Source organism: Candidatus Ponderosibacter sp. Uisw_141_02, assembly GCF_048087665.1.
In the GTDB taxonomy this organism is placed as follows: Bacteria; Pseudomonadota; Alphaproteobacteria; order Puniceispirillales; family Puniceispirillaceae; genus UBA3439.
This window is the reverse complement of sequence record NZ_CP159807.1, coordinates 1,958,663-1,971,144: the sequence shown is the minus strand read 5'-3', so window position 1 is coordinate 1,971,144 and position 12,482 is coordinate 1,958,663. Positions and strand designations below refer to the sequence as shown.

Sequence of the window (12,482 nt, the reverse complement as noted above, 5' to 3'; positions counted from 1 at the left end):
TAACATTCTGCGGCGAACAAACCAACATCATTATTTTCATTGTTTTTTTGCCTTGGCCAATTTTTTTATTGAGGCAAACTCGAAACATGCTAGCGTTCCGGATGTATGTAGGGTGGTGTGCCAATCGCCATGTTTCAGTAACATCTTTACAAGGCAGATTTTTGCCATCGTTAAGGGAGATTAATATGAAGAAAACGACAAAAAATATTGTATCAGCCAGCGTTGCAGCAGTTATGATGGGGGGCGCAAGCCTTGCGCATGCAGCTGATAGCGTCAATGTTGCGTTTTTCCTGGAATGGGCAACACCAAACCAGATCGCCAAAGTCGACAAGGCTTATGACGACGCCATGGGTGTTGACGTCAAATGGACAAATTTTTCAACAGGCGTTCAAATGACCGAAGCCATGCTTGCTGGTGACATTGATATCGCCTATTCACAGGGCCTTGCCCCATTTGTGACCGCGATCCAGCAGGGCGCGCCAATCAAAATGGTGTCGGTTGCGGTGATTTATGAAGCAAATGATTGCTTTGTGAAAAACGGTCTTGGCATCAATTCGTCAAACGCATCTGAGCTTGAAGGCAGAACCGTTGCTGTGCCGTTGAACACAATGGCAGATTTTGCGTTCCGCAAATATATGCAGGTTCTCAATGTTGATACATCAACAATGAAGATTGTTGATCAGGCACCTGCTGATGGCGCGGTATCACTGGCCGAAGGCTCAGTTGATATGGCATGTATCTTTGGCGGTGACTCAGCTAAAAAAGCTGGCGAAGTCGGAGCCCCAATCATGTCATCACAGCAAAAGCGTGATGCCGGTATTGGCTCGTTTGACGTTGTGTCAGTGACTGAAAAATTCGCCACCGAAAATCCGGGCTTGTTGCGCACCTTCCTTGAGGTCACACATGAGGCAAACGCAAGCTGGACTGCAAGCGATGCGCAGTTGAAGAAAGTTGCTGCGGATGCCGGTATGGATGTTTCGACAACAAAGAACCAGATGTCTGGCTTTATCTTCCCAACAGCAGCCGAGCAGAAGGAACAATTCTTCGGTTCTGACGGTGTTGCGGTTGCGGCTGCCGAGTCACTTGGTTTAGTCTTTAAGAAAGCTGGTGCATGGAATGTTGATCAAAAGATCGGCAAAGTCATCACCGGCGAATATCTTGACTAAACGCGAATTTTGAAAACAGGAAAAACAAGGCTTTTGCGAGCCTTGTTTTTCTAATTTGATAAAGGGGGTCACGCTTGGCTGATCTCAAATGCACAGATTTATGCATGACCTTTGCAAACCAGCAAACTGGCGCCAAGGTTGAAGCTCTAAAAGACATTAATTTCACTTTAAAAAAGGGTGAGTTGCTAAGTGTTCTTGGCCCGTCTGGCTGTGGCAAAACGACATTGCTGAATATGGTTGCCGGTTTCATCACCCCAACCAGTGGCCAGATTGCTGTTGGCGACCGCGTGATTGATGGCCCGGGTGCCGATCGCGGTATGGTGTTCCAGCAGGGCGCGCTTTTTGAATGGCTGACCGTTGCCAAAAATGTTGATTTCGGGCTAAGGATGCAAGGGGTTAGCGAGGCCGAGTCGCGTGATCAGGTAGAAAAATGGCTGGCAACTGTCGGCTTGCAGGGGTTTGCCGATACGCCAACATATCAATTATCAGGTGGCATGCAGCAACGCGTGGCACTGGCGCGCTGTTTGGTGAATGATCCAGATGTGATTTTGATGGATGAACCGCTTGGCGCGCTTGATGCGCTGACACGCGAAAAAATGCAATCACTGGTTCTGGAATTATGGAAGAAAACTGGCAAGACCATCATCATTATCACGCATTCGGTTGAAGAGGCTTTATTGCTTGGCGAGCGTTTGTTTGTGATGGCACCGCGTCCAGGTCGAATTCACAAGGAATATCAGCTTCCCTTTGCGGAATGGGGGCTGAAACGCTCATTGCGCGATATTAAATTAGAGCCTGAATTTTCCACAGTTCGTGAAGAAATTCTAACCATGATCTGGAATATGGAAGAGGAGATTATGGGCGGTGCTTGATTGGCTTTCAGATAATCGCGCCTTGGTCGCGGCAGTCATCATCCTATGTTTGGTTGGCAGTTTTTTTGCCTCGATCTTTTATGGGTTAAAACAAACTCGGCTTCGCGAAAAGGATCAGGTTTTTGGTGATCCGGAACGAACCGTTGGTGGCTGGTTCTGGGCGGTTTGCGGTGTGTCAACATTGCTTCTTGTTTGGTTCTATTTTTCATGGGGCTCAGCGCGGGCATTTTTTCCGCAAGCGGCCAATGAATTATGTCAGGTTGCCAAACTGCATGAGGCGGTATCGCCGGTTACATCGTCGTTAGCAATTGAGTCACGCTATTCCAAATCTAAAACCTTGCTGGTGCGTAATTCACGCCAGCTTGATGAATTGCAGGCGCGGCTTCCGGTCAACGCCTTTTCGCCAGCCGATGCGGCGCGTGTGACGCTGGTCATGCAAAACACCCAGCAATTGATCAGCATGATGGCAACGCCAGATTTTGTTGATCAGAAAACGATTGCCGAAATTCAAGCCATCAAGGCTGGTTATGCCGCAATAACAAATGAATTGGCCAATCCAAAATTGGGCTGGACAGCACCAGCTGAGGCGTTGGCGCAGCCGTCATGGGGGATTACCGAGCCGGAAATTCCGATGCTTCCGGTTTCGGCAAAAGGCGCGATGTATGATGCGCTTGCCCGCGATGCCGCTGCCATATCAAAAGATTATTTGAAAATTCGCAATTTGGCTCCAGCAGCAAAAGCGCTGATTGCCGAAACAAAGGCAATGATTGCCGCGTTGAAAAAATCACCATCAATGGATGATGGCGATCCACAAATTGTCAAAGAACGCGCCGATTACATGAAAGCGGTTGATCGTATTTTTAAGCGGATTGACGATGGCAAGATTTTCCCGTCTGTTGTCATGGCCGAAATGCAGGTTGCTGTTCAGACGATGCTTGATCAGGCCGAACGGTCAAAGGGCAGTCTTGGTATTGTTGAAATGCTGTTTTTCCCGGCTGGCGATATTGTGAAATCACGCACGCAATGTACCGAGCAGGGGCCGGGGCGCTGGCTGCCAAAACCAACCGATGTTGTTGCCACGTTTTTTGCGCTTGCCAATCCTGATGTGGAAAATGGCGGCGGTTACAAAGGCACCACCTTATTATGGTGGAAATGGCTGCCGATTTCAGATGTTGTGTCCTTTGTGATTCCGGATGCGCTGATTGATCTTCTTCCCGGTGATTATGGCCGGTTAAATGATGAAGGGCGGTTCGAGCCGAATTATAAAGACTGGATGTTGGCGCTGGCGCAAGGCGATGTTTATCTTGGTGCGATTCCAATGCTGGACGGTCATATCTGGGACTCGCTTTTCCGCGTTCTGGTTGCGATGTTCTTTGGTGTTTTGCTTGGTGTGCCGCTTGGCATCTATATGGGGGTTTCGCGTTTTTGCAAATCTTTCTTTGACCCGATGATAGAGCTTTACCGGCCAGTGCCACCCTTGGCATGGGCGCCATTGATCCTGACCATTTTTGGCATTCAGGATGATGGTAAAATCTTCCTTTTGTTCATGGTTGCGTTTGCCATTATGGTGATTTCGGCACGAACCGGCGCATCAGGGGCGCAATTGTCAAAAATCAGGGCATCACATTCGCTTGGTGCCAGTGACCGGCAGATCTTGCGCTATGTGATTTTGCCAAATGCCTTACCTGAAATCATGACAGGTATCCGCATTTCGATTGGTGTTTGTTGGGGTACGCTTGTGGCGGCTGAAATGCTGGCTGGTACAACGGGTGTTGGCTTTATCGAAAATGTCGCGCGAACGGTTTCAGATTATGAATTGATCTGGGTCACGATTTTGATCATGGGCAGTTTAGGTTTGATTTTCGATCTGATGATGCGCTGGGTTATTGGGCGGCTTATCCCATGGCGCGGCAAAGGCTGATCGCGGCTTTCACTTGTAATGATTTAGCGATGTGGCAAAGGCCAGCTGGTGTCGCCTAGGCCGCCGCCCAGACCTCGGCAAGCCATGCGTTTAGCATTGGCGCACCACCAAGGCCAATAAGCGTGCTTCGCGCCGTTGCGCTCGTGCCGTCAAGCGCCATGATTTTGCTGCTTACCGCGGCTTTTTTGAAAATCACGCCAACCGCTTTTGATCTTTCGCGCGCATAGCCTGACAGGGCCGAATCAAGATCATCATCTGCCATCCAGCGCAAAAGGCTGGCCGCATCAACAAGGCTTTGTCCGGCACCTTGTGCCAGATTAGGCGGGATCGGATGGGCGGCATCGCCCGCCAGCACTGTTCGGCCACGTCGCCAGCAATCATGATAGGGATGCGCAGGAAGGGCTGTTTTGACCCATTTGATATCGGCATGGTCGCAAAGCTGGCCAAGAATGTCATTGCGCCCAAGATAGCGTTGCTGCCAATCATCACGAGCTTTGGCCGCATCCAGCGTTAGCACCATATTCACATCTTTGCCGCCATGTAGCGGGTAATGCACGAAATGTGCGCCCTGACCAAGCCATAGATTGCAAAAGGGTTGGGAAAAAATGCGTGACAAATTGGTGGTTTTGGCAACGGCGCGCATCGCAACGCGTCCTTTGTCGGGGGCGGTGTCCATGCCGCTATCCGTGCCATTGACATAATGGCGGCCAAAACCAGAAACGCCATCGGCGGCGATCAACGCATTGACAATATGCCGCCCACCATCATCGGTTAGCATATGCACCGCCTTGCCCTGATCGGGGCCGCGCTGAACCGCATGGGTGATATTGGCGGCGATATCGGTCATGCCGCTCAAGGCGCTGATTTCGGCTCTTAGAAGGCTGGCAAGATCGGCACGTGACAGGCTGGCATAGGGTGACGCGCTTAGATCAAGGCTGGCAAGGGTTGCCGCTGACCGCATATTGCGAACCGTAATTGCCTGTAAAGTAGTCGCCCGTGCGCGCGCCACATCGCCAAGCCCTAGTTGGTCAAGGGCGGCCCAGCCATTAGGGGCGATTTGCACCCCGCCTTGAAGCGTTGTTGCTGGCGTCTGGCCAGCAACAAGCAACAGTGGTTTTTGGTTGCGAAGAACGGCAAGTGCGGCCGCTAGGCCAGCGATGCCGCTGCCGCTTACCGCGATCATTAGACGCTGGCTTCTAGGGCTTCGTCCAAGGTTTTGCGGAATTTATCGACAATCTCGTCAATATGTTTGCGCTCGGCAACAAAGGCCGGTGCAACAATCGCATTATCGCCAGTCCATTTCACATGAAGCCCGTTCCAGAACATATCCTTTTGCATTTGCCCACCGCGCCGTCCAGGAACGCCGTCAGAATGAACCTCGACACCGGCCATCAGGCCAATACCGCGGATGTCGGCAACAAGCGGATGATCCTGAAGCGTCCAGACGGCATCAAGGAAATAATCCTCAAGCGCTGCTGAGCGTTCAAAAATGCCTTCGCTTTCATAGATTTTCTGGGTTGCAATGCCCGCAGCACAGGCTGCCGGATGCGCCGAATAGGTATAACCATGGAAAAATTCAATGGCATTTTCTGGTGCAGCATTGGTGATGGTGTCATAAATTTCATCGGTCACGGCAACGCCGCCCATTGGAATCGATCCATTGGTCAGTGCCTTGGCCATGGTGATGATATCGGGGCGCACATTGAATTTCTGGGTGGCAAATGGGGTTCCCATACGGCCAAACCCGGTGATGACCTCATCAAATACCAGCAACAATCCATGCTTGTCACAAATCTCGCGGATTTTTTCCAGATAGCCAACTGGCGGAACCAAAGTTCCGGTTGATCCGGCAACAGGCTCGATAAAGACTGCAGCCAGTGTTGAGCCACCAAGATTTTCGGCAATCCGCTCAAGATCCATCGCAAGTTCGGCACCGGTTTTTGGCTGGCCTTTGGCAAAGCGCTGATCTTCTTGCCATGTATGGCGAATCAGCGAGATATTCGGCAAAGTCAGGCCAAAGGTTTCGCGGTTGCGAACCATACCGGCAAGCGATACACCGCCCATATTTACGCCGTGATAGGCACGTTCGCGGCTGATCAACCGGTTCCGCTGGGCCTGGCCTGCGGCACGCTGATAGGCCAGAATGACCTTGATCGCGGTCTCGATTGATTCGGATCCCGAATTAGTGAAAAATACATGGTTAAACTGATCGGGAAGCAGCCGGCAAACACGCTCGGCAAGATCAAATGAGCCTGGATGGCCAAGCTGGAAATGCGGCGTATAGTCATTGGCCAGCATTTGCTGATAAACAGCTTCGGCAATTTCACGGCGGCCATGGCCAAGCGGTGTGCAGAACAAGGCCGATGATCCATCAATGATCTCGCCGCCCTTGTAATCCCACATATACATGCCTTCAGATTTCACAACGATACGCGGGTCTTTTTTGAAGTCGCGATTTGCCGAAAATGGCATCCAATGCGCTTCGAGTGAATTGACGTCATACGACATTTAGCTGCTCCTTCTAAAAGCTGCGTCTAGCGCGGCATAATCATTTGTCTGACGCAATAGCGGCAATAACGGCTATCGGCCTAAAAACCTTCTAACTCGGTGTATCACTTCTGGTGATAATTGAAACTGCAATTTATTCGGCAATGTGCAAAGACAGAAATATCCCAAAATGCCCTGCCGAATAAATCATAGTCTGACAAAAGCCATTATCGACAGCAAGCCTTGTCTATGGAGCCAGTTGCGGCATTGATTGGTACCAGTTATATTGGTCTCAGCGTCAAATCATGGTGCCCTTGCCAATAATATTGCCAATGATATTGCCGATGAAATGGGAGGGCATTGCGAAAACTGTCAGGATAGGTAACGTTTTAATGAATGAAAATCTAACCATTGCGTTGGATCCGTCATCAGGGATCAGCCTTCAGGCGCAAATAAGGCAATCAATTGTTGAATTGATTCTCAATCATTCGATTTTGCCGGGTGACAAATTACCATCAAGCCGGATGTTGTCGCAGCAACTCAAAGTATCACGCAATACTGTAATTTTCGCCTATCAGGCGCTTGTCGATACGGGCTATTTACAGCCGCGCGAACGGTCTGGTTATGTTGTCAGTGACGATGCGCCAACGACGCGGCTTGTTGATACGCCGGGTGCCCAGCAGCTTGACCATCAATTGGGTGATGATCAATTGGGCGATCATCTCAACCCTGCGAGACAAGATGATTCCGTGAATGGCAAAATTGATTGGAATACCAAGTTGGTGCAATCTTGCAGCTATATCCGGCCGGTGCAAAAGCCAGTCAATTGGCGTGAATATCGTTATCCGTTTGTCTATGGGCAGGTGGATGATGAATTATTTTCACATTCTGAATGGCGTGATTGCGCGCGTCAGGCCCTAGGCATGCGTAATTTCAGCACGATGGTTGGCGATTTTGGTCAGCATGATGATCCGATGTTGGTCAATTACATCTGTTCACGAAGCTTGCCACGGCGGGGGATTAAGGCACGACCCGAACAGATTTTGGTAACTTTAGGCGCGCAAAATGCGCTTTATCTTGTTGCCCAATTGCTTGTCGACGCATCCAAACATGTGGTGATTGAAAGCCCGTTTTATCCTGATTTGCGGGATATTTTATTACAGCGAACCCAATCAATCACGGCCTTGCCTGTCGATTCAGGCGGGTTGATTCTTGACGAAGAAGTGCTTCGCCATGCGGATTCGGTTTTTATTACCCCGTCACATCAATGTCCGACAACACATACGATGTCTCCATCGCGCCGGCGGCAATTGCTTGATATGGCGGCGCAGCATGATTTGTTGATTATCGAAGATGATTACGAATTTGAAATGAATTTTCTGGAATCGCCAACACCGGCGCTAAAGGCCCAAGATACGGATGGCCGCGTGATCTATGTTGGCAGCTTGTCAAAATCAGTTTTTCCGGGATTGCGGCTTGGCTATATGGTGGCACCTGAAGGGTTGATCCAGCAGGCGCGCGCGCTTCGCCATTTGATTTTACGGCACCCGCCCGGTCATGCCCAGCGCACGCTGGCCTATTTTATGGCGCTTGGCCATTATGACGCGCAAATTCGCCGTCTTCGCCGCCATCTGGCTGAACGGCGGCGGGTGTTGCAAACCGCAATTGACGCTGAAGGGCTGTTTTCGCATAGCGCCGCGCATTTTGGCGGGACCAGCTTTTGGGTCAGTGGCCCTGATTGGCTTGATTCTCGTATTTTGGCCGAGCGTGCCATGCAGGATGGCGTGTTGATCGAGGCTGGTGATGTGTTTTTCGATCGTGATACATCGCCGCTTAATTATTTCCGGCTTTCCTATTCGGCAATTTCGACAGACCGTATTCCTGAAGGCATCGCAAGGCTTGCGGCAAGCATGCGAAAATTGAAACCCTGATCAGTAAGCACCTGCGCCACTGCAATAGGGGTTGGCGAAACTGGTACCAGAAATAGCGTGATCTGGTTCCAATCGGCGCTTTAAGATCGGCGGCGAATATGGCATATAGAAATGGCTGGCAGGCATTGCGCTGTTCGTCCAGCACCGCTTGTCGAATCTTGATCTTGTAAAATCCAAAAAGACGATGTCGCTGGATAAAAATTTATGCCTGTTTTGCAGGTGGTTTAAATGGGAATTGAATGACAAACCACGCCGAAACTTCCGGCCCAACAGCTAGCCGTTTTCTGGCCACTGGCGATATGGCCTGTCCGCCGGAACTGCTGGAACTGGCCGCGTCACCTGCCCCAAAACCATTTGGATTTGTGCGCGCCATTGGCCAAGCAACATTGGAAACAGCACGCGCTGCCGCGGCGGCAAAATTGGCAGTGCCAATCCTTATTGGTGAAGTTGATATCATTAAACAAGATGCGGCTGCCATTGGCTGGGATCTTGGTGGTGTTGAAATCATACCGGCCGAAGGCGAAGACGGGGCAATTGCCGCGGCGATTGCGCTTTTTGGCGAAGGGCGGGTTGCCGGTCTTGCCAAGGGTCAGCTTCACACTGATGTGTTTATGGGCGGCATTGTAAAACGCGCCGCTGGCATCCGCACTGGCAAAAGGCTGGTGCATTTATTTGCCATGCTGCCGCCAGCAGGTGGCCGCCCCTTGCTGATTAGCGATGCTGCGGTCAATGTTGCCCCGGATATCGAAACCCGCGTCGAAGCGGCCTTGCATATGGCCGAAATTAGCCGCCGCCTAGGCCAGTCGCGGCCACGCATTGCCGTTTTATCGGCCACGGAATCGGTTTTGCCAGCGATGCCATCAAGCGGCGAGGCGGCCAAAATTGCGCTGCGGGCAAGTGCCATTGATGCCAAGGCTGATTTTGCAGGCCCATTATCATTTGATCTGGCGGTATCGCCAAAGGCGGTTGCCATCAAGGGTGTTGACGGACCCGTTGCTGGCATGGCCGATGGTCTTGTTGTGCCGGACATCGTGTCGGGCAATATCCTGTTTAAATCACTTGTCTGGTTTGGTGGCGGCCTTGCTGCCGGACTGGTTCTTGGTGGGACAATCCCGATTATTTTGACAAGCCGGTCTGATCCGCCCTCCGCGCGGTTAGCATCTTTGGCATTGGCGGCAATTGCCGGTCGCGACGACGACTAATTTTATGGAGCGAAAATATGAGTGTTGAACCAATTGTCGAGCGTTCGCCGAAAGTCGCGGATGAGGTCAAGAAAACCACATGCTATATGTGCGCATGTCGTTGCGGTATTAATGTTCATCTTCGTGATGGCAAAGTGCGCTATATCGAGGGCAACCGCGACCATCCGGTGAATAAGGGCGTTTTATGCGCCAAGGGGTCGGCTGGCATTATGCAGCATTATTCGCCGGCAAGATTGCGAAGCCCGCTTAAACGTGTTGGCCCGCGCGGCAGTGGCCAATTTGAAGAAATTAGCTGGGAAGAGGCGCTGACAACAGCGACTGGCTGGCTTGCCCCAATCCGCGAAACTGACCCGAAAAAACTGGCCTTTTTTACTGGCCGTGACCAATCACAAGCTCTGACCGGCTGGTGGGCGCAGCAGTTTGGCACGCCAAATTTTGCCGCGCATGGTGGCTTTTGTTCGGTCAATATGGCGGCTGGCGGAATCTATACAATCGGTGGCGCTTTCTGGGAATTTGGTTCGCCTGACTGGGACCTAACCGAAATGTTCGTGTTGTTCGGTGTTGCCGAGGATCATGATTCAAACCCCATCAAAATGGGTCTTGGTAAATTGAAAAACCGTGGCAAGCGGGTGGTGTCGGTCAATCCGGTGCAAACGGGCTATGCCGCGATTTCCGATGATTGGTATGGTGTCACGCCGGGAACTGACGGCTTGTTGATCCTGTCACTCATTCGCGAATTGATGCTGTCGGGCAATATCGATGTTGATTATCTGCGCCGCTATACCAATGCGCCATGGCTGGTTATCCGCAATCCGGGGGCAGCCGATGATGGATTGTTCCTTCGTGATGATGATGGCAAGCCGCAGATCCTCGATCGCAACAGTGGCAAGCCAGTTGCCAGCAATAGCCGCGGTGCTGCGGCGCAATTGCAAGGTGAGGTCAAGCTAGATAATGGCGCGGTTGCCGTACCATCATTCATGTTAATAGCCCAAGCCTATCTTGATGATGCCTATAATCCTGATGTGATTGCTGGCAAGGTTGGCATTCCTGCAGCGCGTATTCGCCAGCTTGCGGCTGATCTGGCCGAGGCCGCTTTTGCCAAGGAAATTGTGATTAACCAGCCTTGGACTGACTGGAAGGGCGAACATCATGAAACGATGATTGGCCGTCCGGTTTCAATGCATGCAATGCGTGGTATCTCGGCGCATTCAAACGGGTTTCAGACCTGCCGTGCGCTTCATGTGTTGCAGTTGATTCTGGGATCGGTTGAAGTGCCCGGCGGTTTCCGCTTTAAGCCGCCCTATCCAAAACCAGCCGAAGTTCACCCAAAACCGGCAGGTAGACCCGATCAGGTTACCCCGGGCAAGCCAATGGCTGGTGCGCCGCTTGGCTATGTTCTGGGGCCAGATGATTTGATCATTGGCAAAGATGGCGCGCCGCAGCGGATCGACAAGGCCTATAGCTGGGATGCACCAATGTCGGCACATGGCCTGATGCATATGGTGATTTCCAACGCCGTTGCCGGTGACCCTTATCCGGTGGATGTATTGTTCATGTATATGGCCAACATGGCGTGGAATTCATCAATGAATACGCGTGGTGTCATGGATATGCTAACCGCAAAAGATAACGAAAGTGGCGAATATAAGATTCCAAAAATCATCTATTCCGATGCTTATCAATCGGAAATGGTTGCCTATGCTGATCTGATCCTTCCCGACACAACCTATCTTGAACGGCATGATGCAATCTCGCTTCTTGATCGGCCGATCTGCGAGCCTGATGGTGTTGCCGATGCCATTCGCTGGCCGGTTTTGCCGCCTGATCGTGATGTGCGCGGATTCCAATCGGTGCTTCTTGATATTGGCGCGCGGCTTGGCCTGCCCGGTATGGTGAATGAAGATGGCAGCGCAAAATATGCCGATTATGGTGATTATATCGTCAATCATGAGCGCAAGCCGGGGATTGGTCCATTGGCCGGTTTCCGTGGCGAAAATGGCAAGGCTGAAGGGCGCGGATCACCCAATCCGGCGCAGCTTGATGCCTATATCGAAAATGGTGGTTTCTGGCATACTGAAATTCCTGATGCGGCGAAATATTATAAGATGGCAAATATGGCCTATCAGGATTTTGCCGTTGAAATGGGCTTTTTCGACAGCCCACAGCCATATGATTTCCAGATCTATTCCGAAGTGTTGCAGAAATTCCGTCTTGCTGCCGAAGGACATGGTGACGTTCAACCGCCCGAGCATTTGCGGGCGCGGGTCAAACAATGCTTTACGCCATTACCAAGCTGGTACCCGCCATTTGAAGGCAGTGCCATTGACGAGGATGAATTCCCGATTCATGCGCTGACCCAGAGGCCAATGGCAATGTATCATTCATGGGGATCGCAAAATCCATGGTTGCGGCAAATTCATGGTTATAACCCGATGTTTCTGTCGCAAACGCTTGCCAGCAAAGTTGGTGTTGGCGAAGGCGATTGGATTTGGGTGACATCGCATCATGGAAAAATTCGGGTTCCCGTGGCCATCATGGAAGGCGTCAACGAACATACGATCTGGACATGGAATGCGATTGGCAAACGCAAAGGTGCGTGGCAATTAGATGCTGATGCGCCTGAGGTCAAAAAGGGCTTTTTGCTGAATCATCTCATTCACGAATTGTTACCACCAAAAGGCGATGGCATGCGCTGGGCAAATTCGGATCCGATTACCGGACAGGCCGCTTGGTTTGATTTGCGCGTCAAAATCGAGGCTGCTGCTGCGGAAGAGCCTGCTGAGGTTGCCCCGCAATTTGATCAGATTGCATCACCGCCCGGCCTGACCAAACCCGAAGCAATGCTTCGTTATGGTCTTGAATGGACCAAATCGGCCACCAAACAATCAAAGAAAGGCCAGTGA

General features: G+C 51.3%; 8 protein-coding genes. 6 read left to right on the top strand and 2 right to left on the bottom strand.

The features are described from left to right. Positions 1-185 precede the first annotated feature (185 nt). The 3 genes from ABXT40_RS09765 (at position 186) to ABXT40_RS09755 (ending at position 3,959) form a co-directional block, all read left to right on the top strand. Positions 186-1,166, top strand: coding sequence for a taurine ABC transporter substrate-binding protein (locus ABXT40_RS09765; protein WP_443645414.1), 981 nt, complete (start codon positions 186-188; stop codon positions 1,164-1,166). Positions 1,167-1,240: 74 nt separating this feature from the next. After that, positions 1,241-2,038 carry an ABC transporter ATP-binding protein gene (locus tag ABXT40_RS09760; RefSeq protein ID WP_443645413.1) on the top strand — a complete coding sequence of 266 codons (798 nt, stop codon included), beginning with the start codon at positions 1,241-1,243 and terminating at the stop codon, positions 2,036-2,038. Next, positions 2,031-3,959, top strand: coding sequence for an ABC transporter permease subunit (locus ABXT40_RS09755; RefSeq protein ID WP_443645412.1), 1,929 nt, complete (start codon positions 2,031-2,033; stop codon positions 3,957-3,959). The genes ABXT40_RS09760 and ABXT40_RS09755 overlap by 8 nt, the downstream gene beginning before the upstream one ends. A gap of 55 nt (positions 3,960-4,014) precedes the next feature. On the opposite strand, the gene ABXT40_RS09750 is transcribed toward ABXT40_RS09755, so the two are convergent. Both ABXT40_RS09750 and ABXT40_RS09745 read right to left on the bottom strand, forming a co-directional pair. Next, on the bottom strand, positions 4,015-5,142 hold the full coding sequence (locus ABXT40_RS09750) for an FAD-dependent monooxygenase (RefSeq protein WP_443645411.1): 1,128 nt from the start codon (positions 5,140-5,142) through the stop codon (positions 4,015-4,017). Beyond that, positions 5,142-6,467, bottom strand: coding sequence for an aspartate aminotransferase family protein (locus tag ABXT40_RS09745; RefSeq protein WP_443645410.1), 1,326 nt, complete (start codon positions 6,465-6,467; stop codon positions 5,142-5,144). The genes ABXT40_RS09750 and ABXT40_RS09745 overlap by 1 nt, the downstream gene beginning before the upstream one ends. Before the next feature lie 371 nt (positions 6,468-6,838). On the opposite strand from ABXT40_RS09745, the gene pdxR reads away from it, so the two are divergent. From pdxR to ABXT40_RS09730, 3 genes are all read left to right on the top strand, one after another. Further along, positions 6,839-8,377, top strand: coding sequence for a MocR-like pyridoxine biosynthesis transcription factor PdxR (pdxR, locus tag ABXT40_RS09740; RefSeq protein ID WP_443645409.1), 1,539 nt, complete (start codon positions 6,839-6,841; stop codon positions 8,375-8,377). A 239-nt stretch (positions 8,378-8,616) separates the two neighbouring features. Continuing rightward, complete coding sequence (locus tag ABXT40_RS09735; protein WP_443645408.1) at positions 8,617-9,579, top strand: phosphate acyltransferase; 963 nt, start codon at positions 8,617-8,619, stop codon at positions 9,577-9,579. A gap of 17 nt (positions 9,580-9,596) precedes the next feature. Further along, a complete protein-coding gene (locus tag ABXT40_RS09730) occupies positions 9,597-12,482 on the top strand; it encodes a molybdopterin oxidoreductase family protein (RefSeq protein ID WP_443645407.1) in 2,886 nt (961 codons plus the stop codon).

Bases quoted from the DNA above. Each gene is read 5' to 3' on its own strand.
- ABXT40_RS09765 (WP_443645414.1), top strand. From the start codon at position 186: ATGAAGAAAACGACAAAAAATATTGTATCAGCCAGCGTTGCAGCAGTT.
- ABXT40_RS09750 (WP_443645411.1), bottom strand. From the start codon at position 5,142: ATGATCGCGGTAAGCGGCAGCGGCATCGCTGGCCTAGCGGCCGCACTT.
- ABXT40_RS09745 (WP_443645410.1), bottom strand. From the start codon at position 6,467: ATGTCGTATGACGTCAATTCACTCGAAGCGCATTGGATGCCATTTTCG.
- pdxR (WP_443645409.1), top strand. From the start codon at position 6,839: ATGAATGAAAATCTAACCATTGCGTTGGATCCGTCATCAGGGATCAGC.
- ABXT40_RS09735 (WP_443645408.1), top strand. From the start codon at position 8,617: ATGACAAACCACGCCGAAACTTCCGGCCCAACAGCTAGCCGTTTTCTG.
- ABXT40_RS09730 (WP_443645407.1), top strand. From the start codon at position 9,597: ATGAGTGTTGAACCAATTGTCGAGCGTTCGCCGAAAGTCGCGGATGAG.